General features: G+C 74.1%; 17 protein-coding genes. 6 read left to right on the forward strand and 11 right to left on the reverse strand.

The genetic code is table 11. The annotated features are described in order from the left end of the window. Positions 1-99 precede the first annotated feature (99 nt). The 5 genes from ugpC to AB0302_RS07425 form a co-directional block, all read right to left on the reverse strand. Entirely contained in the window at positions 100-1,374 is a 1,275-nt protein-coding gene (gene ugpC / locus AB0302_RS07405) for a sn-glycerol-3-phosphate ABC transporter ATP-binding protein UgpC (protein WP_366371048.1), read from the reverse strand. 37 nt (positions 1,375-1,411) lie between these two features. Further along, positions 1,412-2,227 (reverse strand): carbohydrate ABC transporter permease, encoded by an 816-nt coding sequence (locus AB0302_RS07410; protein ID WP_248115500.1) that lies wholly within the window; start codon positions 2,225-2,227, stop codon positions 1,412-1,414. Between the two features lie 110 nt (positions 2,228-2,337). Continuing rightward, positions 2,338-3,297: a sugar ABC transporter permease gene (locus AB0302_RS07415; RefSeq protein ID WP_248115392.1), complete on the reverse strand. Its 960-nt coding sequence runs from the start codon at positions 3,295-3,297 to the stop codon at positions 2,338-2,340. Beyond that, a complete protein-coding gene (locus AB0302_RS07420) occupies positions 3,294-4,550 on the reverse strand; it encodes an extracellular solute-binding protein (RefSeq protein WP_366371146.1) in 1,257 nt (418 codons plus the stop codon). The genes AB0302_RS07415 and AB0302_RS07420 overlap by 4 nt, the downstream gene beginning before the upstream one ends. Positions 4,551-4,676: 126 nt before the next feature. Further along, a complete protein-coding gene (locus tag AB0302_RS07425) occupies positions 4,677-7,397 on the reverse strand; it encodes an ATP-dependent helicase C-terminal domain-containing protein (protein WP_366371050.1) in 2,721 nt (906 codons plus the stop codon). Positions 7,398-7,463: 66 nt separating this feature from the next. On the opposite strand from AB0302_RS07425, the gene AB0302_RS07430 reads away from it, so the two are divergent. Continuing rightward, positions 7,464-9,311, forward strand: a complete 1,848-nt coding sequence (locus AB0302_RS07430; protein WP_366371052.1) for a glutaminase — start codon at positions 7,464-7,466, stop codon at positions 9,309-9,311. A 65-nt stretch (positions 9,312-9,376) separates the two neighbouring features. On the opposite strand, the gene AB0302_RS07435 is transcribed toward AB0302_RS07430, so the two are convergent. Then, positions 9,377-10,954: a TIGR01777 family oxidoreductase gene (locus AB0302_RS07435; protein WP_319075156.1), complete on the reverse strand. Its 1,578-nt coding sequence runs from the start codon at positions 10,952-10,954 to the stop codon at positions 9,377-9,379. Between the two features lie 56 nt (positions 10,955-11,010). Between AB0302_RS07435 and AB0302_RS07440 the strand changes: the two genes are divergently transcribed. Then, positions 11,011-11,604, forward strand: a complete 594-nt coding sequence (locus AB0302_RS07440) for a methylated-DNA--[protein]-cysteine S-methyltransferase (RefSeq protein WP_366371054.1) — start codon at positions 11,011-11,013, stop codon at positions 11,602-11,604. Between the two features lie 88 nt (positions 11,605-11,692). On the opposite strand, the gene AB0302_RS07445 is transcribed toward AB0302_RS07440, so the two are convergent. The 3 genes from AB0302_RS07445 to purH form a co-directional block, all read right to left on the reverse strand. Then, the gene (locus AB0302_RS07445; RefSeq protein ID WP_366371056.1) at positions 11,693-13,915 is read right to left on the reverse strand and encodes an NADP-dependent isocitrate dehydrogenase; all 2,223 of its coding nucleotides are present in this window, start codon (positions 13,913-13,915) and stop codon (positions 11,693-11,695) included. Between the two features lie 147 nt (positions 13,916-14,062). Next, the gene (locus tag AB0302_RS07450; protein ID WP_366371058.1) at positions 14,063-14,569 is read right to left on the reverse strand and encodes a hypothetical protein; all 507 of its coding nucleotides are present in this window, start codon (positions 14,567-14,569) and stop codon (positions 14,063-14,065) included. Between the two features lie 38 nt (positions 14,570-14,607). After that, positions 14,608-16,308 (reverse strand): bifunctional phosphoribosylaminoimidazolecarboxamide formyltransferase/IMP cyclohydrolase, encoded by a 1,701-nt coding sequence (purH, locus tag AB0302_RS07455; protein WP_366371060.1) that lies wholly within the window; start codon positions 16,306-16,308, stop codon positions 14,608-14,610. 112 nt (positions 16,309-16,420) lie between these two features. On the opposite strand from purH, the gene AB0302_RS07460 reads away from it, so the two are divergent. Continuing rightward, positions 16,421-17,809 (forward strand): MFS transporter, encoded by a 1,389-nt coding sequence (locus tag AB0302_RS07460; RefSeq protein WP_298713970.1) that lies wholly within the window; start codon positions 16,421-16,423, stop codon positions 17,807-17,809. 19 nt (positions 17,810-17,828) lie between these two features. Here AB0302_RS07460 and purN read toward each other — a convergent pair whose 3' ends face one another. Continuing rightward, positions 17,829-18,401: a phosphoribosylglycinamide formyltransferase gene (gene purN / locus AB0302_RS07465; protein ID WP_298713967.1), complete on the reverse strand. Its 573-nt coding sequence runs from the start codon at positions 18,399-18,401 to the stop codon at positions 17,829-17,831. 38 nt (positions 18,402-18,439) lie between these two features. Here purN and AB0302_RS07470 point away from each other — a divergent pair, with 38 nt between their 5' ends. Then, positions 18,440-18,919 (forward strand): hypothetical protein, encoded by a 480-nt coding sequence (locus AB0302_RS07470; RefSeq protein WP_366371063.1) that lies wholly within the window; start codon positions 18,440-18,442, stop codon positions 18,917-18,919. 16 nt (positions 18,920-18,935) lie between these two features. Here the strand turns inward: AB0302_RS07470 and AB0302_RS07475 are convergent, their stop codons facing one another. Next, on the reverse strand, positions 18,936-20,585 hold the full coding sequence (locus tag AB0302_RS07475) for a DUF6350 family protein (RefSeq protein WP_366371065.1): 1,650 nt from the start codon (positions 20,583-20,585) through the stop codon (positions 18,936-18,938). 141 nt (positions 20,586-20,726) lie between these two features. Here AB0302_RS07475 and AB0302_RS07480 point away from each other — a divergent pair, with 141 nt between their 5' ends. Both AB0302_RS07480 and gdhA read left to right on the forward strand, forming a co-directional pair. Continuing rightward, positions 20,727-21,944 (forward strand): glycosyltransferase family 1 protein, encoded by a 1,218-nt coding sequence (locus tag AB0302_RS07480; protein ID WP_366371067.1) that lies wholly within the window; start codon positions 20,727-20,729, stop codon positions 21,942-21,944. Positions 21,945-22,126: 182 nt separating this feature from the next. Beyond that, positions 22,127-23,467 carry an NADP-specific glutamate dehydrogenase gene (gdhA, locus tag AB0302_RS07485; RefSeq protein WP_366371068.1) on the forward strand — a complete coding sequence of 447 codons (1,341 nt, stop codon included), beginning with the start codon at positions 22,127-22,129 and terminating at the stop codon, positions 23,465-23,467. Positions 23,468-23,648: the final 181 nt, after the last annotated feature.

A 23,648-nucleotide genomic window follows, 5' to 3' on the forward strand; every position in this document is an offset into this window, starting at 1 on the left:
GGTCCCCACCCCTCCCCCACGGCCCACCCCCCCCCCCACCGCGCCGCGGCCCTCCACCTCTCGATCGAGTCGGGGCCGCGTCGCGTTCCGGGGGACGCCTCAGGATCGCGGTGCGGCGTCCCGCTGGGTGGCGAGCTCGATCTGCCGGCGGCGCTCGTCCGCGGCGCGGCGGGTCAACTCCGCACCGGCCTCCGGATCCCGGGTCAGGTTCTCCCCGGACTCGGGGTCGAACAGGTGCAGGCGGGAGGTGTCCACCCACAGGTCCAGGGGCGTCCCGGGGCGGGCCAGGGACTCCGCGGAGAGCGTGGTCACGACGACGGGGCGCATCTCGTCCGCGTCCAGGTCCTTCGCGAGGTCTGCGAGCACGCCCGCGACCTCGGGGTCCGGCTGGAACTCGATGTAGCCGTACTGCTCGTGGCCCAGCCACTCGAGGTGGGTGAGGGAGGCCCGGAACACGGAGCCCGCCGCCTTCTTGTCCTCGTCCACGAGGGAGGCGTCCTCGAAGAACTCAGGGCGCAGGCCGACGAGGACGAGGTCCCGGCCGGCGGCCGCGCGCGCCTTCGCCTCGGGGATCGGGATGTCGCCGATCGGGGAGGACAGGACGTGCCGTCCGCCCTCGGAGCGCAGAGAGGCGGGCAGGAAGTTCATGGACGGCGAGCCGATGAAGCCGGCCACGAACAGGTTCAGCGGCTGCTCGTAGAGCTCGCGCGGGCTGGCGACCTGCTGGAGCACGCCCTTCTTGAGCACGGCCACGCGGTCGCCGAGCGTCATGGCCTCGGTCTGGTCATGGGTCACGTACACGGAGGTGGTGGCCAGGCGACGCTGCAGCTGGGAGATCTCCGCGCGCATCTGGCCGCGGAGCTTGGCGTCCAGGTTGGAGAGCGGCTCGTCGAAGAGGAACGCGTCCGCCTCGCGGACGATCGCGCGGCCCATGGCCACGCGCTGGCGCTGGCCGCCGGAGAGGTTGCCCGGCTTGCGCTCCAGGTGGTCTGTCAGCTCGAGGACGCGGGCGGCGTCGCGCACCTTGCGGTCGATCTCCTCGTCGGAGGGCTTGCCGTCGCGGACGAGGCGCAGCGGGAACGCGATGTTCTCGTACACCGTCAGGTGGGGGTAGAGCGCGTAGTTCTGGAACACCATCGCGAGGTTGCGGTCCTTGGGGGCCGCCTCGTTCACGCGGCGCCCGCCGATCAGCAGCTCGCCGTCGGTGATGTCCTCGAGGCCCACGATCATGCGCAGGAGCGTGGACTTGCCGGAGCCGGAGGGGCCCACGAGGATGACGAACTCGCCGTCCTCGATGTCGAGGTTCACGTCCGAGATGGCGTGGTAGCCGTCGTCGTAGGTCTTGTCGATGTGGTTCAGGGTGATGGAGGCCATGGGGTGGGTCCTTTCGGGAAGGTCTCGTTCGCGGGCCTCAGCCCTTGACCGCGCCGTTGGTCAGACCGGCGACGATCTGGCGCTGGAAGAGCAGCACCAGGATCACGATCGGGATGGTCACGATGATGGCGGCCGCGGAGATCGCGCCCGTGGGCGACTCGAACTGCGAGGCGCCGGTGAAGAAGGCCAGCGCGGCGGGGACCGTGCGGGCGTCCTCGGTGGAGGTCAGCGAGATGCCGAACACGAAGTCGTTCCACGCGATGAAGAAGGCGATGATCGCCGTCGTGAAGACACCGGGGGCGGCCAGCGGCACGATCACCTTGCGGAAGGCCTCGAGCGGCGTGGCCCCGTCCACCTGAGCGGCCTGGTCCAGCTCCCACGGGATCTGCCGGAAGAACGCGGTCAGGGTCCAGATGGAGATCGGCAGCGTCAGGGACAGGTAGGGGATGATCAGGCCGAGCCAGGTGTCGTAGAGCCCGAGCGTGCGCCACATGTTGAACAGGGGCGTGACGAGCGAGATCACGGGGAACATGGACACCATGAGTGACACGGTGAGCACGAGCTTCTTGCCCGGGAAGTCCAGGCGGGCGATCGCGTAGGCGCACAGCGTGGCCAGGACGACGGCGATCAGGGTGGCGATCACCGTGATGCCGATCGAGTTGCGCAGCGCCGTGAGGAACAGCTCGCGGGAGCCGCCCACGAAGATCTCCTCGTAGTTGACCGTGGACCACTGCGTGGGCAGCAGCTTCCCGTTCGCCAGGTCCGCGGGCGTCTTGAAGCTCGTGGCGAAGATGGAGAACAGCGGGAAGAGGCACCACACGCCGATCACCACGGCGAGGAGCCACCACAGCAGGCTCTGGCGGGCGGCGCCTGGACGGCGGGCGGAGGTATGGCGGTCGACGGGAGCCGTGGTCAGCTCGGGGTGGTCGGCGGGTTCGACCGACGGGACGGGGACGGCGCTGCTCACTTGGAACCTCCTCGGTCGGCCAGGTCCACCTTGAAGACCTTCATCGCGATGAACGCCATCAGCGCCACGCACAGGAACAGGAGCACGGAGATCGCGGAGCCCATGCCGATCTCGAGCCGTCCGATGGAGGTGCGGTAGGCCAGCAGCGAGAGGACCTCGGTGCCGTAGGCGCCGTTGGTCATGATGTAGATGGAGTCGAAGATGCGGAACGCGTCCATCGCGCGGAACAGCACGGCCACCATGATGGACGCCTTCATGGTCGGCAGGATCACGAGGCGCATGCGCTGCCACCACGAGGCGCCGTCCACGGCGGCTGCCTCGGTGAGGTCGCCCGGCACCTGGGCCAGGCCGGCCAGCAGGAGCAGGGAGATGAACGGCGTGGTCTTCCAGATCTCCGAGAGCATGATCACGGACAGCGCCGTGGAGCCCTGGGCGAACCAGTTCAGGTCCGTGCTGATCCCCGGCACCCAGTCGAACCAGTGGTTGATGAAGCCGGAGTCGATGGAGAACATGTAGAACCACGCGAAGGCGGACACCACGGTGATGATGCCGTAGGGCACCAGGATCATGGTGCGGATCAGCCCGCGGGTGCTCGTGATGGCGTGGTGCATGGCCAGGGCCAGCAGGAAGCCGAGGATCAGCTCCACCACCACGGTGACCAGGGTGATCAGCAGAGTGATCCCGAGGTCCCGCCAGAAGACCGGGTCGGAGAGGATCACGCCGTAGTTGCCGAGCCCCACGAACTCCCGCTCCCCCGGCGCCGTCAAGCGGTAGGTGAACAGCGAGTCGTAGAGCGCCTGCAGGATCGGGTAGAGCACCACGAACAGCATGACGAAGAACGCCGGGCCGGCGAGCATCCAGCCGAGGCGGGCCTCGGACGTCGCGCGAGCGGACTTCCGACGGCGCGGCCGGCGCGACTGCTCCGGTGCGGTGATGGACGTGACAGCGGTGCTCACAGCAGGCGCTCCCCTCGGAGGACTTCCTGGATGAAGGCGTCGGTCTCGGCCGGGGTGACGGCCGGGTCCACGTTCGACGGCGGCGCGTAGCGCTGCTGGATCGCGGTGGACACCTCGTTGTAGTACGGCGTCTGCGGGCGCGGTGCGCCCTGTTCCAGGGACTCCCGGATCGCGGGCGCCATGGGGTACTTCTCGATGACCTCGGGGTCCTCGTAGGCGACAGGGTCGGCCGGCGGGTTGCCGTTGTCCCGGAAGTACTGGGCCTGGTGCTCGGCGGTGGTGATGCACTGGACCGCCTTCCACGCGAGGTCCGCGTGCTCGGACTTCGCGCCCACGCCCAGGTTGATGCCGCCCACGGGCGGGGCGGAGTCCTTCCCCTGCGTCGTCTGGGGGTAGAGGGCCCAGCCGATGTCCTCGGGGAGGTCCTCCGGCAGGGAGCCCTCCTTGACGGAGGCGAGGGTGGCCGGCCACACGAACGGCCAGTTCACCATGAAGGACCCGGACTCGCCCTGGAAGAGCAGCATCGAGGCGTTCTCGTCCTGTGTGGGGAGGCCGGCGCTGCCGAGCCCCTCCTTGCCGATCGTGGAGATGATCTCGGCGGCCTTGCGGCCGGCCTCGGACCCGAAGTTCGTCTGCACCTCGTCCGCGGGCGCGTCGGGGTTGGCGAGGATGTGCTCGCCACCGCCCTCCACGAGGGCGTTGAGCCACACGGTCATCGACTCCCCGCGGGCGCCCTGGACGCCCAGCTCCTTGTCCTGCTCGCGGGCCACCTCGATGAGCTGGTCCCACGTGACGGGCTGGGACATGTCCAGCCCGGCCTCCTCGGCCACCGACTTGCGGTACCACAGCAGCTGCGTGTTGGCCCAGAACGGGACCGTGACGATCTCGTCCTTCCATGTGGCGCCGGCCAACGCACCCTCGAGGGCGTGCTCCCTCGCCTGCTGCTGCAGATCCTCCGGCACGGGGGCCAGGAAGCCGGGCTCCGCGAGCTCGGGGACGAAGGGCGGGTCGAGGGACATGATGTCCATCGAGGTGTCGCCCGCCGCGAGCCGGCGCGTCAGCTGCTCCCGCTGGGAGGCCGCGTCCGTGGGCAACATGGACGTCTCGACGGCGTACTCGCCGCCGGCCGCGTCCGTGCACTGCTTCGCGATGGCCGCCTGCCCGCCGTCGTCCGGGTTGGTGTACCAGGTGAGGGTGGGCGCCCCCTCCTCCGCCGGGGCGCATCCGGCCAGGATGAGCGCTCCGGCGGTCATCACGGAGGCCATCGTCGCCCCCCGTGAGAGCCGAGCCCGCTGCTGTCTCGTCACTGCAAACCTCGTTCGCTCCGGGAGATGTGACACACACCCTACTCCTCGCGGATGCGCGTGGCCCACCTCACATCAGGCGCCGGCGGCGCGCTTCGTCTTCGCCGTGGGCGACGCCGTCGCGGGGTCCTCAGGCCACGGGTGCTTGGGGTAGCGGCCCCGGTTCTCCGCGCGCACGTGGGCGTAGGGCCCCGCCCAGAAGGAGGGCAGGTCCGCGGTGACGGCGAGCGGCCGCCCCGCCGGGGAGAGCAGGTGCAGCACCACGGGCAGCCGGCCGTCCGCCACGGCGGGGCTCTGCGCGGCCCCCAGGAACTCCTGCAGCTTGGCCGCCACCACCGGCGCCGTCTCCTCGTCCGTGGCCGGGTACTCCACGGCCGCCGTCCGCCCGCTGGGGATGGGCAGCCGTTCGGGGGCCAGCTCGTCGAGGCGCCCGGCCTCCGGCCACGGCAGGATCCCGCGCAGCAGCCCGGCGACGTCCACGGAGGCGGCCGAGCGGCCCGCCGCGAGCTCCGCCGCGATCCCGGCCACGAGCGGCCCGAGGTCCGGGAGGGCGGCGGCGGAGAGGTCCGGCCACGGCCGGCCCAGCACCCGGTGCAGGAGGTGGACGCGGCGGCGAAGGCGCTCCCCCGCACCTGGTCCGGCCCCGGGCTCGAAGCGGGCCAGCCCCTCCGCGGCCAGGGCGGCGCGCACGGCGTCCGCGGCCGCGGCGGCGTCGACGCGCGCGGGCCCCTCCGCGAGCGGGATCGCCCCCAGCATCGTCCTGCGGCGGCCCGTGAGCCGTCCGCCCTTCCACGCCGCGTCCGCCTCGTCCCGGAGGAGTGCCGCCGCGGCGTCCGCGGCGATCTCCCGGGTGATCGGGGCGGCCGCGCGGATCACGGCGCCGGTGCCCTCGGCGTCGCCGGCGGCGCGGGAGGCCTCCGCGACGGCGAGCCACGCCGCGCCCCGCAGCTCTCCCCCGCCGCTGCGCGGCAGGGATGCGCGCGTCCCCGAGGCGAGCAGGTAGGCGTCCGTGTCCTCCACCCGCCGCGCCACCCGGCCCGGGGCGCTCAGTGCGACGACGATGCCCGCCGCGTGCGCGGCCCGGCCCCCGTCAGCGCCCCCGTCGGAGGCCCGGCCGGCGCGTCGCCCCGTCTCCCGTCCGCCGCTCGACCCCCGGGTCACGATCCGCTCGAGCCGCTCGGCCTCCCGCCGCCATCGGCCGGACTCGGGGTGGCCCCCACCCCGCAGCGCGGCGAGCAGCGCCTCGAGGTCGGCGCCGGGCGCGCGCACGTCGAGGGCGAGGAGGGCCACGGCCGCGGCGGCGGCGCGCGCGCCCACGCGGTCCGCGCCGGCCAGGAGCGCGTGGCCGAGCGCCGGGTCCACCGGCAGGCCGGCCAGGACCGTCCCGTGCGCCGTGATGCGGCCGTCCCCGTCCACGGCGCCGAGCTCGGCGAGCGTTCGACGGGCCTCGGCCATCGCGTCGGCGGGCGGGTCCTCGGGCAGCACCACGCCCTCTCCGCCCGGCGCGCCCCACGCGGCGAGCGCGAGCGCCACGGGGGCGAGGTCCACCACGGCCAGGGCCGGCGTCGGGGCGGCGGGGGCGGCGCCGAGGGCCGCGGCACTGTGGCAGCGCACCACCGTGCCGGGGCCGAGGCGGGCGGCGCGGCCCGCCCGCTGGCCGGCGGCCGCGCGGGAGGCCTGCACCGTGACAAGGCCGGTCATGCCGCGGCCACGGTCCCGCCGGGGCTCGCGCGCCAGCCCGGAGTCGACGACGAGACGGACCCCCGGGACGGTCAGGGAGGACTCGGCCACCGCCGTCGTGACCACCACGCGGGGGACCTCCGGCCGCGTGCGTCCGGCGAGGGCGGCGTCCTGCTCGGCGGCCTCCTGGCGGCCGTGCAGGGTGTGCACCTCGGTGCCGGGGGCGCGCCGCGTGATGCGCTCGGCCACCGCCTCCACCTCCGCGACGCCGGGGAGGAAGACGAGCGCGTCCACGGTGGGGTCGGCCGCGAGGGCCTCCGCGTGGGAGCGGACGGCGACGTCGGCCACGTGGTCCAGGAAGGCCCGCTCGACGCGGCCGTCCGCGGTGAGGCGCGGGGCGCCGAACGGGGCGTGCTCCTCGCGCAGCGGGTGCAGGACGGCCGGGGTGCGCACCACCGGGACGGCGTCGGCGTCGACGCCCATGCCGGCGGCCCAGCGAGCGGACAGGGACTCGGCGTCCACCGTGGCGGACATGGCCACGAGCAGCAGCTCGGGACGCAGCTGCCGCAGGTCGGCGAGGAGGGCGAACAGGACGTCCGTGTCCAGGTCGCGCTCGTGGACCTCGTCCAGGATCACGGCACCGACGCCGTCGAGGCCCGGGTCGGCCAGGAGGCGGCGCAGCAGCAGGCCCGGAGTCACGAACTCGACCGCCGAGCGGCCTCCGCCCACCGACTCGCCGCGCACCGCGTAGCCGACTGCGTCGTCAGGATCGTCTGAGCCGACGGCCATGTGCAGGCGCCGCCACGCGGCGCGCACGGCCACCCGGCGCGGCTGCGTGACCAGGGTGCGCCCGCCGCCCTGCCGCGCGAGCCGGACGGCGACGGCGGGCGGCACCACGGTGGTCTTGCCCGTGCCGGGCGGGGCGTGGACCACGGCGGCCCCGTGCGCCTCGAGGGCGGCCTCCAGCTCGGGCAGCACCGCGGTGACCGTGAGGCCGTCCCCGAGCGCATCGAGGGCGGCCGCGATCCGGCCCTGCGGCGTCGCGGGCGGGGCCCCCGGCCGGCGGGAGGCGACGGGGTCCGAGGGCGTGCGGGGGCGGCTGGCGGAGGTGGGCATCACCGTCCATTGTGGCGGCCGCCGCGGATCTGTCCGGCGCGCGGGGCACTGACTAGGCTGAGGCGCATGATGACTCCCGTCCAGGACCACCTCGACCGCCTGACCGCCGCCTTCCCCGGCGACGACGAGGGCAGGGGCGGCCTGGGCGTGGCCGTGACCCTCGTGGACGGGCACCGCTACGTCTCCGGCTCCTCGGCCGCCGTGCCGCTGGCGGCCCTGGCCTCCCCCGTCCTCCACGCCCTCGCCGTGGAGGACCTCGGCGTGGCGGGCGTGGCCGAGCGGGTGGGCGGCACGCCCGTCCCGGAGGACGACTCCCGGCTCGAGGTGGAGGCGGAGACGGGACGCGCGTTCAACCCGCTGCAGAACACGGGCGTGGTGGCCACCGCCGCCCTCGTCAAGGGCCGCGGCGGGCGCGACCGGGCCGGGCGCCTGCTCCAGCTGCTCTCCACCCTCCTGGACCGCGAGGTCAGCGTCACGGAGACGGCCGTCAAGGTGGAGAACCGCGCCCAGCACCAGACGCGCGCCGCCGCGTGGCTGCTGAAGTCCCTGGACGTGCTGGACACGGACCCGGAGCCCCTGCTCGAGGACCTCGCGACCCTGCGCGCCGTGCCCGTGAAGGTCGAGGACCTCGCCCTCGTGGCGGGCACCCTGGCCCACGGCGGCATCCACCCCGTCACCGGGGCCCGCGTGCTGGAGGAGGAGACCGTCCGCGCCGTGCTCTCCGTGCTGGACTCGTGCGGCATGGACACCCGGCAGCCCCTGTGGGCGTACGACGTCGGCCAGCCCGGCTGGGCGTCCACCCGCGGCGGCACGATCATGGTGGTCGTGCCCGGGCACATGGGCCTGGCCCTGCAGGCGCCTGATCTGGACGAGCACCGCGTGTCCGCCGCCGGCATGGCCGCGCTGCGCTGCATCGTGGAGGACTTCGAGCTGCACCCCTCCGTGGTCACCGGCTCGCCCCGGGCCGCCTTCCGCGCCCACTACCGCGTGGACCAGGCACCCTCCGGCGCGGTGCGCAGCGCCCAGGTGCAGGACGCACTGGACGCGTTCGGGGACACGGTGCACGTGCTGGAGCTGGGCGGGCACGTCGGGTTCAGCCAGGTGGACGCGCTCGCCCGCGTGGTGCGCGGCCTCCCGGACGAGCTGGAGACCCTGCTCGTGGACATCCGGTCCGTCAGCACCGTGACCCGCTCCGCCCGCCTGCTCGTGGCGCGGTGGTTCGCCTATGCCCTGGACTCGGGGTTGGACGTGGTGCTCGTGGACCGGGACGAGGCCATGGTGGCGGAGCTGATGGCCGCCGTCGAGGAGTCCGTGGACGTGAGCCTGCCGGATCCCCGCCAGGAGGCCGCGCGGGACCTCGAGTCCGCCCCGGACCGCCCGGAGTTCCTGTTCTTCGACTCCCGCTCCCGGGCCATCCAGTGGGCCGAGCAGCGCCTGCTGGTCCGCCACGCCCCGCAGCTGCTGCCCCACTCGCAGGAGGAGGCCGCGGTGGCGCCCCTGCTGCAGCACCTCTCCGCCGAGGACGCGGGCCTGCTCGAGTCCATGATGGACGAGCGCGTGTACACGGACGGGCAGATCATCCGCCGCGCGGGCCAGCCCTTCGGCGGCATCTACGTGATCACGTCCGGCCGCGTGGAGCTCACGGGGCAGGGCACGGGCGGGCGGCGCACCCGCAGGACCGTGCTCACCCCGGGGATGACCTTCGGCGAGATGGCGCTCGGCCAGTCCGGCCGCCAGCCCTCCACGGTGCGCGCCCGTGGCGACGTCACCGCCCGGGTCCTGACCGCGCACGTGATGTACGCCCTGCAGGAGGGGTCCCCGCAGCTGGCCATCAAGCTGTGGGAGGCGCTGGCGCGCGACGCCTTCACTGCCCTGAGCCAGCTCATCCGCGAGACGGGCGCCCTGCAGGACTGAGGGCCGACGGGCTCGGCGCGGCCGTGGCGTGGCGACCGCACTGCGCGGCGACCGCGGCGGGCGACTCAGCGCCCGAGCACGTGGCGCAGCGCGCCCTCCAGCTCGTCGTCCCGCATCGCATAGCCCGAGTCCACGAGTCGCCCGGCCTCCACCTTCTGGTCCGCGCGGACGGTCTCCGCGTCCCCCTCCGCGCCGAGCAGGAGCCGCGGCCCGAAGGCGGGCACCGGCAGCACGGACGGACGGTGCAGCACGCGGCCCAGCACGGTGGCGAACTCCTTGGCCGTGACGGGCTCGGGGGCGACGGCGTTGAGCGGCCCGGCCACGTCGTCGTCGAGCACCGCGTGAGCGAAGGCCCCGGCGACGTCGTCGACCCCCACCCAGCTGACCCACGGGCTCCCGTCGTGGCTCTCGCCGCCGGAGGTGGCCATGGGGCCGCCGAGCCCGGCGAGGAAGAGCGGCAGCACCTGCTGGAGCATGCCGCCTGCGGGGCTGAGCACCACGCCCACCCGCACGCGGGCCACCCGGGCGCCGAAGGCCTCGGCCCGCACGGCCTCGGCCTCCCAGGCCGCGCAGACCTCCGCGAGGAAGTCGTCGCCGGGCTCGAGCTCCTCCCCGAGCCCCGCGCCGAACGGGCCGGTGCCGGCGTGCGCGCCGTAGTAGCCGATGGCCGAGCAGTTCACGAGCGCGGGGACCCGGGGCAGGCGCCCCATCGCGTCGACGAGGGTGCGCGTGCCGCGCACACGGGAGTCATGCACGGCCTCCTTGTGCGCGTCCGTGAAGCGGCCGGCGATCGGCTCCCCCGCGAGGTTGACGATCACGTCCACCTGGGACAGCGCGGACTCGTCCACCCGCTCGCGCGCCGGGTCCCACAGGGCGGCGTCCGGGGCCGCAGCCTGCTCCGGGCTGCGCACGAGGCGGATCACGCGGTGCCCGCCGCTCATGAGCAGCGCGGTCAGCTGGGCGCCGATCAGCCCGGACGCCCCGGTGACCGCCACGGTGCGCGCGGGCCCGCCGGTGAGCGGGCCGGGGTGTGCGGCGTGGAAGGCGAGGTCGTCGGCCATCACGCGGGCGCGGTAGGCGAACTGGCGGCGCAGCTCGGCCTCGAAGCCGCGGCCGGCCCATGCGGCCGCGGTGCCGCCGATGCCGGGCACACGGCCCAGCAGCCCCTCCCCCGGCAGCACGTACTCGATGCGGTCCAGCACCACCGTGCCCGGGGTGCCGGCGGCCGTGTCCGCCTCACCGGCGGCTGCGTCCTCCAGAGTGTGCGTGTGCGTCCAGGAGCGCAGGGGGCCCGAGACCATCTCGTCCCGGAACATCCGGCCCTCCTCGTATGCCGTGTGCCGCGCGTGCCACGGCACCTTGGGCGTGGCGGCCGCCGGGATGCGGGAGGACACGGCGTCCGGCAGCATGCCGGCCAGCAGGCCCCGGGAGGTGTCCGCGAGCAGTCCGAGCGAGCCCGGCGGGCTGATGCGCAGTCGGGTCTCCGAGCCGACCGCCAGGCCGTTCGTGGGACCGTGCACGAGTTCGGAGGCGAACGGCGGGTTCATGCGCTGGAGCGCCCCGGGGTTGGCCAGCCAGCGGAACACGACGTCGCGGGGGTGGCGCAGGAGGGTGCGGTGCTCGAACACGTGGGTCTCGGTCATGCCCTCACCCTGGCACACCGGAGCGGGGCGCGCCCGGGCTGACGGACAATGGGGGCATGGACTTCGCCCCCGAGCTGCGCTGGACCGCCGCCGCCCTCCCCGACACGGGCCTGAACCTCGTGGCCGTGTACTCCCCCGAGGACCACACCGTGCGGGCCTCCGGGGTGGCCGTCCCCGACGACGGCGAGCCGCACGCCGCGGCGATCGGCCGCCTCCTGCTGACGCTGATGGACCGACTGGCCGTGCTGGACCCGCCGACGGCGGACCGCGAGATGCACCCGCTGCCGGTCGAGCCCCGTGCGGGCGTGGCGCAGCCCGTGGCCGATGCGCTCGGGGCGTATGCGGCCGGCGACGTCGCCGCGCTCGACGCCCTTGCGGTGACGCAGCCGGGCACCGCCTTCCGCCAGGCCGCGTGGGCGGCGCTGCGGGGGATCACGCCCGGCGCGCCCGTCTCCTACACGGAGCTGGCCCAGCGCGCCGGGTCGCCGCGAGCCGTGCGTGCCGCCGGCGGGGCGTGCGCCGCGAACCTGGTGGCCGTCGTCGTGCCGTGCCACCGCGTGGTGCCGACCTCCGGCGGGGTCGGACAGTACCTGTACGGCCCCGCCGCCAAGCGGGCGCTGCTGGAGCACGAGGCGCGGCACGTGGCCTGACCCCCGGGCGCACGAGGGCCCCGGCACCATGACGGTGCCGGGGCCCTCGTGATGTCCCGCCCCCTGAGGGGACGCCGGTCTCCGTGGATCAGACGGACAGCTTGTCCATGATCGCGTTCAGCGTGGCAGAGGGACGCATGACGTCGACGACCTTGTCCATGGACGGCGCGTAGTAGCCCTCGATGTCCACGGGCTTGCCCTGCACACCGTTGAGCTCGGAGACGATCTTCTCCTCGTTCGCGGCGAGCTCCTCGGCGATCGGCGTCACGGCGTCGGCCAGGGCCTGGTCCTCGGTCTGCTTCGCCAGCTCCTGCGCCCAGTACAGGGCCAGGTAGAAGTGCGAGCCGCGGTTGTCGAGCTGCCCGGCCTTGCGCTCGGGGGACTTGCCCTCGATCAGCAGGGTGCCGGTGGCGGCGTCGAGCGTGTCGGCGAGCACCTGGGCGCGGGCGTTGCCGTTCGCCGTCGCCTCGTGCTCGAAGGACACGGCCAGCGCGAGGAACTCGCCGAGGGAGTCCCAGCGCAGGTGGTTCTCCTCGACGAGCTGCTGCACGTGCTTCGGGGCGGAGCCGCCGGCGCCGGTCTCGAACAGGCCGCCGCCGTTGAGCAGCGGGACCACGGAGAGCATCTTGGCGGAGGTGCCCAGCTCGAGGATCGGGAACAGGTCCGTGTTGTAGTCACGGAGCACGTTGCCGGTCACGGAGATGGTGTCCTCGCCGCGGCGGATGCGCTCGATGGAGAACTTCGTGGCCTCCACCGGGGACATGATGCGGATGTCCAGGCCCTCGGTGTCGTGGTCCTTGAGGTACTCCTCGACCTTCGTGATGAGCTCGCGGTCGTGGGCGCGGGACTCGTCCAGCCAGAACACGGCGGGGGTCTGGGAGGCGCGGGCGCGGGTCACGGCCAGCTTCACCCAGTCGCGCACCGCGACGTCCTTGGTCTGGCAGGCGCGCCAGATGTCGCCCTCGCCGACCTCATGGGAGATCAGGGTCTCCCCGGCCGCGTTCTTCACGGCGACGGTGCCCGCTGCGTCCATGACGAACGTCTTGTCGTGCGAGCCGTACTCCTCGGCCTTCTGCGCCATGAGGCCGACGTTCGGCACGGTGCCCATGGTGGTCGGGTCGAAGGCGCCGTTGGCCTTGCAGTCCTCGACGACGGCCTGGTAGATGCCGGCATAGGAGGAGTCCGGGAGCACCGCGAGGGTGTCGCGCTCGGCGCCGTCCTTGTCCCACATGTGGCCCGAGGTGCGGATCATGGCCGGCATGGAGGCGTCCACGATCACGTCGGAGGGCACGTGCAGGTTGGTGATGCCCTTGTCCGAGTTCACCATCGCCACGTCCGGGCCGTTCTCGTAGGCCTCGGCGATGGCCTTGCGCACGCCCTCGGCGGTCTCGGCGTCGAGCTTGTCCAGCCCGCCCTCGATGGCGGCGAGGCCGTTGTTCGGGTCCAGGCCCGCGGCGGCCAGCTGGTCGCCGTACTGCGCGAACAGGTCCGCGAAGTAGGCCTTCACGACGTGGCCGAAGATCACCGGGTCGGACACCTTCATCATGGTGGCCTTCAGGTGGGCGGAGAAGAGGATGCCCTCCTCCTTCGCGCGCGCCACCTGCTCGGCGAGGAACGCGTCCAGCGCCTTCGCGGACATGAACGTGCCGTCGATGACCTCGCCCTCGAGGACCTTCAGGCCCTCCTTGAGGACCTCGGCGGACCCGTCGGCGCCCGTGAACTCGATGCTCAGCGTGTCGTCCGCCGGCATTGTCACGGACTTCTCGTTCGCGCGGAAGTCGTCCGCGCCCATCGTAGCGACGGCGGTCTTGGAGTCCGCGGACCACGCGCCCATCGAGTGGGGGAACTTCTTGGCGTAGTTCTTCACGGCCTTGGGCGCGCGACGGTCCGAGTTGCCCTCGCGCAGCACCGGGTTCACGGCGGAGCCCTTGACGGAGTCGTAGCGCTTGCGGGCGTCCTTCTCCTCGTCGGTCTGCGGGTCGTCGAGGTAGTCCGGCAGGGCGTAGCCGTCGGCCTGGAGCTCCTTGACCGCGGCGCGCAGCTGCGGCACGGAGGCGGAGATGTTCGGGAGCTTGATGACGTTGGCCTCGGGGGTCTTCACGAGCTCGCCGAGCTCGGCGAGGGCGTCGTCGACGCGCTGGTCCTCGGGGAGGACGTCCTTGAAGGCGGCGAGGATGCGGCCGGCCAGGGAGATGTCCCGGGTCTCGATCTCGACGCCGGCGGTGCCCGCGTAGGCGCGCACGATCGGCAGCAGGGAGGCGGTCGCCAGCATGGGCGCCTCGTCGGTGAGCGTGTAGATGATCTTCGACATGCGGATCTCTCCATTCTGGCCGCGCCCGGGGGCACGTCCGTGGTCGGCATGGGACGGGTGTCTCACCGCCAATCTACCCGGCGGGTCGCCCGCGTCAGAGCGTGTGGACGCGCGCGACGCCGGCGGGCACGCCCCGGCTGCGCGCTGTCAGCGGGGCTCGGGACCCTGCCGGTCCGGACCCTCCGACGAGTACCAGCCCGGCCTCCTGTCCGCCGATGCCGGCGGCGCGGCCGGGGAGCGGGCGCCGAGGCCGTCGTCCACGCCGGCCTCGCCGCCGGGGTGCGTGCCCGACGCGGCCCTCGAGCCTTGGAACGCCGCCCCGAGGCGCGCGGCGTGATCGATCTGCTCCTGCGCTGCCCGGCGCCGGCGCTCCGCCGCCGCGAAGGACTGCCACGCTCCGACGGCCATGATGGCGGCGAAGGCGAGGCCCATCAGCCCGAAGAAGGAGCCGAGGGCGGAGAGCGCGGCGGCCAGGGCGAGGGCGACCAGGCCGAGGCCGAGCGCCGCGTGGCCGGCCCATGGACGCCCGACGGCACGCCGCTTCCCCGCCGCGGCCAGAGGGAGTCGGGCGATGGCGCCCACCACCATGCACGCGAGCAGCCCTGCCCAGCCGCTGCCGATCAGCACCTCGGTCATCATGCCGTCCCCCATCATGCGCCCAGACTAGACACCGCCGGGGGCGGACGCCATGGTCAGCCGTGGAAGAAGTGCCGCGCCCCGGTGAGGTACATCGTGATCCCGGCCGCCTCGGCCGCGGCCACGACCTCCTCGTCCCGCACGGAGCCGCCGGGCTGGACGACGGCCTCGACGCCGGCGTCGATCAGGATCTGCAGACCGTCCGCGAAGGGGAAGAACGCGTCCGAGGCCGCCACGGCGCCGCGGGCCCGCTCAGGGGCGCCGGTGCCGGAGACGTTCTCCGCGCCGCCCGCCGTCGTGATCTCCTTGACCACGTCCTGGCCGCCGGTCTGCGCCGCGCCGAGCGTGTTGGCGCGCTCCACGGCCAGGCGGCACGAGTCGAGGCGGTTGACCTGGCCCATGCCGACGCCCACGGTGGCACCGTCGGAGGCCAGCAGCACGGCGTTCGACTTGGCGGCGCGCACCGCGCGCCACGCGAAGGCGAGGTCGGCCAGCGTGGCCTCGTCGGCGGCGGGACCGGCGGCGCGGGTCCAGGTCGCCGGGTCGTCGCCCTCGGCGTCCACGGCGTCCGCGACCTGCAGCAGCATGCCGCCGGAGACCTGCTTGGCCTCCACGGAGTCGTGGGCGAAGCCCGCCGGCAGGCTCAGCAGGCGCAGGTTCTTCTTCGCGGAGAGGATCTCCACGGCCTCGACGTCGAAGGACGGCGCCACCACGACCTCCGTGAACACGTCCTTGACCTGCTGCGCCATGGCGGCGGTGACGGGGCGGTTGGCCGCGATCACGCCGCCGAACGCGGAGACGGGGTCGCACGCGTGCGCCTTGGCATGCGCCACGGCCACGTCCTCGCCCTCGCCCGCCACGGCCACGCCGCACGGGTTGGCGTGCTTGACGATCGCCACGGCGGGGGCCTTGTGGTCGAAGGCGGCGCGCACGGCGGCGTCCGCGTCCACGTAGTTGTTGTAGCTCATGGCCTTGCCGTGCAGCAGCTCCGCCTGCGCGATGCCCGGGGTGGCCGCGTGGTCCACGTAGAGGGCGGCCGGCTGGTGCGGGTTCTCGCCGTAGCGCAGGCTCGCGGCGCGCTCGAGGGCGAAGCCGGCGTAGGGCGGGAACACGGGGGTCTCGTCCGCGTCCTCGTCGCCGAAGTGGGACGCGGTCCAGGCGGCCACCGCGTTGTCGTAGGCGGCGGTGTGCGCGAAGGCCAGCGAGGCCAGGCGCCTGCGGGTGCGCAGGTCGAAGCCGCCGGACTGGGCCGCGGCCACGACGTCCCCGTAGCGCGCCGGGTCGACGACGATCGCCACGGAGGCGTGGTTCTTCGCCGCGGCGCGGACCATGGAGGGGCCGCCGATGTCGATCTGCTCGACGACGGCGTCCTCCCCGGCGCCCGACTTCACGGTGTCCACGAAGGGGTAGAGGTTCACCACCACGAGGTCGAAGGGCTCCACCTCGAGGTCGCGCAGCTGCGCCACGTGGTCCTCCCGGCGGCGGTCCGCGAGGATGCCGGCGTGCACACGCGGGTGCAGGGTCTTCACGCGGCCGTCCAGGCACTCCTGGAACCCGGTGACGTCGGCGACCTCCGTGACCGGGACGCCGGCGCCGGCGATGCGCTGCGCCGTCGAGCCCGTGGAGACGATCTGCACGCCCGCGGCGTGCAGGCCCGCGGCCAGCTCCTCCAGCCCGGTCTTGTCATAGACGGAGATCAGCGCGCGCTTGAGCGGGACCGTGTCCAGGACGGTGGGGGCGGACTGGGCTGAGGTCACGGGGGACTCTCCTTCGGTGGGGGGATGCGGTGCGGGGCCGCCTCCCAGTCTAGGACCGCGCATAATGGCCCCACACCCGTCCCGCCCGGCCGTCACAAGGGAGCCCGTCACCGTGTCCTCAGCCACCCGCACCTCCCCCCTGGACTCCCCCGCCCCGCCCACCGGCGAGTCCGTCGTGCAGGAGCTGCCCTGGCGCTGGTCCGTCCAGGGCCGGATCTTCCTCATCGGCGGCCTCGGCTTCATGTTCGACGCGTGGGACGTGGCCCTGAACGGCGTCATGATCCCGCTGCTCTCCGCCGAGTGGGGCCTCACGCGGCCCGAGGCGGCCTGGATCGGCACCGCCAACCTCATCGGCATGGGCCTGGGCGCGTTCCTGTGGGGCACCGTGGCCGACCGGATCGGCCGCAAGGCCGCGTTCTCCTGGACCCTCCTCGTGTTCGCCGTCTTCACGGTGGCCGGCGCCCTGGCGGACTCGCTCGTGTGGTTCGCGGCGTTCCGCTTCCTGGCCGGCATCGGCCTGGGCGGCACCATCCCCGTGGACTACGCGCTGGTCAGCGAATTCACTCCGAAGCGGCTGCGGGGCCGCGTGCTCACCGCCATGGACGGCTGGTGGCCGGTGGGCGCGGCCCTGTGCGGCGTGGTCTCCGCATGGCTCGTGAGCACGTGGGGCGACTGGCGTCTGCCCCTGCTCGTCATGGTGCTGCCCGCCCTGCTCGTGTTCGTCGTGCGCCTGGGCATCCCCGAGTCGCCGCTGTTCCTGATGAGCCACCGCCGCGAGGCCGAGGCGCGCCGCGTGATCGACCGGATGGTCGCGGCGACCGGCGCCGAGCCCCGCCCGTACGTGATGCCCGCCGCCCAGGAGCGCCAGGCGGGCGGCCTCGGGGCGATCGGCTCCCAGCTGGCCGCCGTGTGGCGCTTCTCTCCGCGCATCACGGCCGTGGCCTGGGCCCTGTTCGTGACCATCATGCTCACCTACTACATCGCCCTGCAGTGGCTGCCGCAGTTCCTCATCGAGGCCGGCTACGCCGAGGACCGGGCGTTCGTGATGACCTCGGGCATGGCCGCCGTCGGCCTGCTCGGCGTGGTGGTCTCCGCGCTCCTGGTGGAGAGCACGGGCCGCCGCTGGCTGCTCGCCGTCAGCTCGATCCTCGCGAGCGGCGTGCTCGTGGCGTTGGCCGCCGTGATCGGCGTGCCCGCCGCCGCCCTCCCGCTCGTGCTCGTCTTCGGCTTCATCGTGCAGGTGGCCATCCCCGTGCTCTACACCTACGTGACCGAGCTCTACCCCACCTCGCTGCGGGCCTCCGGGTTCGGGTGGGCCTCCGCCGCGTCCCGCGTGGGCGCGGGCCTGGGCCCCCTGTTCTTCGTGGGGACGCTCGTCCCCGCGCTGGGGCTGCCCGGCGCCTTCGCCGTGACGGGCGGCCTCGTGGTGCTCGCCGCCGTCGTGATGTTCGCCTTCGCCCCCGAGACCCGCGGCCGCGCCCTGGAGGTGGACGCGAACTGAGGGCCGCCGGGGCGCGGCGTCAGGGGCGCGGCGCCCCGGAGAGCTCGCCGAGGGTGCGCAGCAGCAGTGCGCGCTCCTGCACCTTGATGCGCTCGTGGAGGGTCTCCTCCGTGTCCGTGTCCAGCACCGGGACGGCGGCCTGCGCCAGGATCGGCCCGGTGTCCACGCCGGCGTCCACCACGTGCACGGTGCAGCCGGCGACCTTCACGCCGTGTGCGAGGGCGTCCCGCACGCCGTGGGCTCCGGGGAACGCGGGCAATAGGGCCGGGTGGGTGTTGAGGATGTGCCCGGGGAAGCGCTCGAGCAGGGGCGCGCCGAGGATCCGCATGAACCCGGAGCAGACCACCCAGTCCGGCTCGTGGGCGGCCACGGCATCCGCGAGCGCGGCGTCCCACTCCGCGCGGGAGGCGTGCTCCGCCGGCGGCACCGCGAACGCCGGGATCCCGTGTGCTCGGGCGCGCTCCAGGCCCTGGGCGGCGGGAACGTCCGAGCCGACGGCGGCGACCTCCACGTCCAGCGCCCCGGACGCGACGGCGTCCAGGACGGCCTGGAGGTTGGTGCCGGAACCGGAGACGAGGGCAACGATGCGCATGCCCCCATCGTAGGGCGGGCGTCTCGTAGGGTGAGGGGGTGTCCGAGCCCCTGCCTCCCCCGACCTCCCGCACCCCCGACGGCGCCCCGGATCCCGGCCGCGCCCGCGTCGGACGGCTGCTGCTGTGGCAGTCCGCGGCCCTGCTGGGGATGATCGGGGCGTTCTCCCTCCCGCTGCCGTGGAAGCTGCTGACGCTCGCGCTCGCCCTGGCCGCCGTGGTGCTCGGCGTGCGCACCTGGACCGTCTCCCGCCGCGCCGGGCGCAGCGGCGCGGGCAGCGCGGGCTCCCGCGGGTCCGGCGCCGGGGCGACGGGCGCCGGACGTGCGGCGGCCGCCGCCGGGATCGCCCTGGGCCTCCTCGGCCTCACGATCGGCGCCCTGCCCCTGCTCGCGTGGAACCAGACCGTCCAGCTCGAGCAGTGCACCGCCTCCGCCCTCACCGTGCGGGCCCAGCAGGAGTGCGCCGCGGAGTTCACGCGTCAGGTGGAGGAGTTCACCGGGCTGCCGCAGGCGGGCTGAGGCCCCGGCGTCGCGCTCAGTCCAGGGCGCGGCGCGGCCGCGGTCGGGACCGTGGGGTCCGACGTCCAGCATCGGCCGGTGCCGCAGGACGGGCGGGAGCCTCACCGGCGGCGGCTGCCTGACCGGAGGCGGGTGCCTCGCCCGCAGACGGCGCGGCGCTCGAGCCGGAGCCCGACGGCGTCGGCGCGTCCTGGGGTGTCACGGCCCGGGACCCGCGGCGCGGCATGCGTGCGCGCGCGGCGGCCCACCCGTCCTGGCCCGCGCGTCGTCCCCGCGCCAGCAGCCCCTCCCCCGCAGAGCGCATGCGCGCACCCGTGGCGAGCGCCCGGTCCCGGACGGCCGACGCACCGCCGGCGGCCCCGCGCCGCGCCGCGGTCCCGGCGCGGACCCGCGCGCCCTCCCACGGGCGGTCCTGCAGGGCGAGGGCCGCCAGATAGCCGACGGCGCAGCCCAGCGCGAGCCACCCGGCCAGAGCAGCCGCGACGGCCCCCACGTTCGACCCGATCTGCGTCAGCGTGCCCACCCCGAGCGTCCCGTTGGTGAGGGCGAGCGGGAGCAGCGCCAGCAGCGCGGCCACGAGGCCCAGGAGCACCGAGAGCGCGAGCGTGGAGAGCGCGAGGGACGCGGCGCGGTTCGGGAAGCGGGCGTCGAGCCAGTCGTCGAGGTGGTTCTCCCCCTCGCGCAGCAGCCACCAGCCGGCGACGGCCCCGGCGAGCACGGGGACCAGCACGAACACGGGATGCCATGGCTGCCCCGGCGCGGGCAGCGCGGCGAAGACGGGCAGCGCGGGGGCAGCGGACGCCGTCGCCCCGAAGGCCGAGTACAGGCTGTCCGAGCCCACGGAGAACCCGGGGCCCGCCGTCCACGCCGCGGCCCACGCCGTGAAGGTGGGCAGGTAGCCCACGTGCAGGAGCGTGAGCATGGTCCCGCCGAGCGTCCCGGCGCCGACCTCCTGGTAGAGGTGCACGACGGCGGTCCACTCGCCCACGAGGCGCCCCGCGACCAGGAGCGCGCACAGGCCGGCGAGGCTCACGAGCGCCACGACGGCGGCGCGGACCACCGACCACGCGTACGTGCCGGCCCAGCGCTCGTACTGGGACCGGCGGGCGATCCGCTCGGTGAGGTCCACGCCGATCAGGTGGGCCCACGTGCCGGCCTCCCGGCGGGCGCCCGCGAGCGCCGCGCCCGTGAAGAGCAGGGCGGGCAGCAGGGTGCCGGCCCACGGGGAGACCGTGAGCTCCCCGTGGGCCGGCAGCAGGGCCACGGTCAGGCCGACGAGCGCGTAGGCGGCCACCGCGCCCGCGAAGGCCTGCCACGCCTGATCGCGGTACGAGGCCCGGGCGAGCCGCCGCCCGGCGCGCCAGCTGAGCGCGAGCGGGACGAGGGTGAGCCCCCATGGCACGAGCCACGCCGTCCCGACGAGGCTCGGCTCCGCGGCCGAGGGCAGGGTGGTGGTGACCGTGACGGGCACGGCGTGCTGCACGAGCCACAGGGTTCCGCCCACCTGCAGCACGTCGTCGATGCGGGGACGGTGGAACCCGCCGGTCACCCACACCAGCAGGGTGGGGATCAGCACGATGAGCAGGCTGATCAGCGCCGTCACGAGCGCCTCCACCACCCCTTGGAGCCAGAGCGGCAGGGGCAGGGGGCGCAGGAGAGGGGGCATTCGGCGGCTCACCCCCTCTATGGTGCCACCCGCGGCCGGCCGGGCGCGGGCACGGCGGGGTCACCGAACGTTCACCCTCGGGCCACCGGCGGGTCGCCGGGACATGCCCGTGCGGTGGCCCGCGGCCCCTACGCTGGCCCTGTGCGTGTAGCCGTGATCGCTGAGTCCTTCCTGCCCCACATGAACGGGGTCACCAACTCCATCCTCCAGGTGCTGCGTCACCTGCGGGAGCGCGGCGACGAGGCCATCGTCATCGCCCCCGCCGCCTCGTGGACCGCGGGCTGGACCCAGCGCGCGGGCGCCGGCCACGCCCCCCGCGAGGTCGAGGGCTTCCCCGTGTACGCCCTCCCCTCCATGCCCATGTCCGGCTACGCGTCCGTGCGCGTGGCCGCCGGCACCGTGGCCCGCCTGCGCGGCATCCTGGCGGACTTCGGCCCGGACGTGGTGCACATCGCCTCCCCGTTCGTGCTCGGCTGGCGCGGCGTGCAGGCCGCCGAGGAGCTCAGCATCCCCTCCGTGGCCGTCTACCAGACCGAAGTGCCGCGCTACGCCACCAAGTACGGGCTCCCGTGGCTCGAGGACGTGCTCTGGAACCACGTGGCCCGCCTGCACAACACGGCCACCCTCACGCTCGCGCCGTCGTCGTTCACCGTGCGCCAGCTGCACCGCGTGGGCGTGCGCCGCGTGCACCTGTGGGGCCGCGGCGTGGACTCCCGCCGCTTCCACCCCGCCAAGCGGGACGAGGCGCTGCGCGCCGAGCTGGCCCCCCACGGCGAGCGCCTCATCGGCTTCGTGGGGCGTCTGGCGCACGAGAAGCAGGTGGAGGACCTCCGCGCGCTCGCGGACCTGCCCGGCACGCGCCTCGTCGTCATCGGTTCGGGCCCCCTGCGCGAGACGCTCGAGCGCCAGCTGCCCGGCGCCCACTTCGCCGGCTTCCGGGGAGGCGAGGACCTCGCCCGGCACGTGGCCAGCCTGGACCTGTTCGTGCACCCCGGCGAGTCGGACACCTTCGGTCAGACCCTCCAGGAGGCCATGGCCTCGGGCGTGCCCGTCGTGGCCGTGGGCCGCGGCGGCCCGCTGGACATCGTGGACTCCTCCCGCACCGGCTGGATCTACCAGCCCGGCGACCTCGACGAGATGCGGGACCGCGTCGCCGACCTCGTGTACGACGACGTCAAGCGCGCCGCCTTCGCGCACGCCGCATGGGAGTCCGTGCAGGGCCGCACGTGGCCCGTGCTGTGCGAGCAGCTCGTGGGCTACTACGAGAAGGCCATCCACGTGCAGCACCGCCGCCGCGGCGAGCTGGCGCGGCGTCTCCTCACCTCGCCGGCCCTGCTGGCCCACCGCGTCTTCGGCTGAGGCGAGCGGGGCTCGACCGTCTCAGCATGCGGACCATCCGACGGTCCGCGTCTCAATTCCGTCATGAACCAGGTCACATGCCAGGATGACGGCAGGCACCGCGGCCTCCCTCCTCCGCCGCGGACGCCGTCGGCGAGGCGGGCCCGCACCGCCCCCGACGAGACGTCCACAAGGAGGACACCATGCATCAGGTTCTGCACTCGCTCCGCGAGGAGGTCTTCGCCCGCAACCCCGGTGAGGCCGAGTTCCACCAGGCCGTGTCCGAGGTGTTCGAGGCACTGGATCCCGTGGTGGAGCGCCACCCCCAGTACGTGGAGGCGGGCGTCCTGCACCGCCTCTGCGAGCCGGAGCGCCAGATCATCTTCCGCGTGCCGTGGGTCGACGACCAGGGCACCGTGCAGGTCAACCGCGGCTTCCGCGTGGAGTTCAACTCGGCCCTCGGCCCGTACAAGGGCGGGCTGCGCTTCCACCCCTCGGTGTACCTGGGCATCATCAAGTTCCTGGGCTTCGAACAGATCTTCAAGAACTCCCTCACCGGCATGCCGATCGGCGGCGGCAAGGGCGGCTCCGACTTCGACCCGGCCGGCCGCTCCGACGGCGAGATCATGCGCTTCTGCCAGTCGTTCATGACCGAGCTGCACCGCCACATCGGCGAGCACACGGACGTCCCCGCGGGAGACATCGGCGTGGGCGGGCGCGAGATCGGCTACATGTTCGGCCAGTACAAGCGCCTCACCAACCGCTTCGAGGCCGGCGTGCTCACGGGCAAGGGCCTCACCTGGGGCGGCTCGCTCGTGCGCACCGAGGCCACCGGCTACGGCGCCGTCATGTTCGCCGACTCCATGCTCCGCACCCGCGGCGAGTCGATGGACGGCCAGCAGGTCCTCATCTCCGGCTCCGGCAACGTGGCGATCTACGCCGCGGAGAAGGCGGCCGCCCTCGGTGCCACCGTGCTCACGGCCTCGGACTCCGCCGGCTACATCGTGGACCCTGACGGGATCGACGTCGACCTGCTCAAGCAGCTCAAGGAGGTCGAGCGCGCCCGCATTTCCGAGTACGCCGAGCGCAAGGGCGGCCGCGTCCGCTACGTGGCCGGCGGCTCCGTGTGGGACGTCGAGGGCACGGTCGCGCTGCCCTGCGCCACGCAGAACGAGCTCGACGAGAACGCCGCGAAGACGCTTCTGAAGCAGGGCGTGAAGGCCGTGGCCGAGGGCGCGAACATGCCCTGCACCGAGTCCGCCGCCCACCTGTTCGTGGCCGCCGGCACGCTGTTCGGCCCCGGCAAGGCGGCCAACGCCGGCGGTGTGGCCACGTCCGCCCTGGAGATGCAGCAGAACGCGGTGCGTGACTCGTGGGGCTTCGAGTACACCCACGACCGCCTCGAGCAGATCATGCGGGACATCCACGACCGCTGCGTGGAGACCGCCGAGGAGTACGGCACGCCGGGCAACTACGCGGCCGGCGCGAACATCGCGGGCTTCATCAAGGTGGCCGACGCCATGATCGCCCAGGGCTTGGTCTGAGGCCCGGCCCTGCCCCTTCCGTGATCCTCCGCCGCCCTGCGACATCACCGCCGTTCTGACGCGCGGTGATGTCGCAGGGCGGCGGTCGTTCGAGGGCACCCGACTCCTGCACAGGACCCCCGACGGCGGGTGCCCTCCACCGTCCGGCGCGGTCGACCCCTCGCGCCCCGGACGGGCCCAC

The sequence above is a fragment of the Micrococcus sp. NPDC078436 genome, from assembly GCF_040702705.1.
In the GTDB taxonomy this organism is placed as follows: domain Bacteria; phylum Actinomycetota; class Actinomycetes; order Actinomycetales; family Micrococcaceae; genus Micrococcus.

Bases quoted from the DNA above. Each gene is read 5' to 3' on its own strand.
- ugpC (WP_366371048.1), bottom strand. From the start codon at position 1,374: ATGGCCTCCATCACCCTGAACCACATCGACAAGACCTACGACGACGGC.
- AB0302_RS07420 (WP_366371146.1), bottom strand. From the start codon at position 4,550: ATGACCGCCGGAGCGCTCATCCTGGCCGGATGCGCCCCGGCGGAGGAG.
- AB0302_RS07425 (WP_366371050.1), bottom strand. From the start codon at position 7,397: ATGCCCACCTCCGCCAGCCGCCCCCGCACGCCCTCGGACCCCGTCGCC.
- AB0302_RS07430 (WP_366371052.1), top strand. From the start codon at position 7,464: ATGATGACTCCCGTCCAGGACCACCTCGACCGCCTGACCGCCGCCTTC.
- AB0302_RS07435 (WP_319075156.1), bottom strand. From the start codon at position 10,954: ATGACCGAGACCCACGTGTTCGAGCACCGCACCCTCCTGCGCCACCCC.
- AB0302_RS07440 (WP_366371054.1), top strand. From the start codon at position 11,011: ATGGACTTCGCCCCCGAGCTGCGCTGGACCGCCGCCGCCCTCCCCGAC.
- AB0302_RS07445 (WP_366371056.1), bottom strand. From the start codon at position 13,915: ATGTCGAAGATCATCTACACGCTCACCGACGAGGCGCCCATGCTGGCG.
- AB0302_RS07450 (WP_366371058.1), bottom strand. From the start codon at position 14,569: ATGATGGGGGACGGCATGATGACCGAGGTGCTGATCGGCAGCGGCTGG.
- purN (WP_298713967.1), bottom strand. From the start codon at position 18,401: ATGCGCATCGTTGCCCTCGTCTCCGGTTCCGGCACCAACCTCCAGGCC.
- AB0302_RS07475 (WP_366371065.1), bottom strand. From the start codon at position 20,585: ATGCCCCCTCTCCTGCGCCCCCTGCCCCTGCCGCTCTGGCTCCAAGGG.
- gdhA (WP_366371068.1), top strand. From the start codon at position 22,127: ATGCATCAGGTTCTGCACTCGCTCCGCGAGGAGGTCTTCGCCCGCAAC.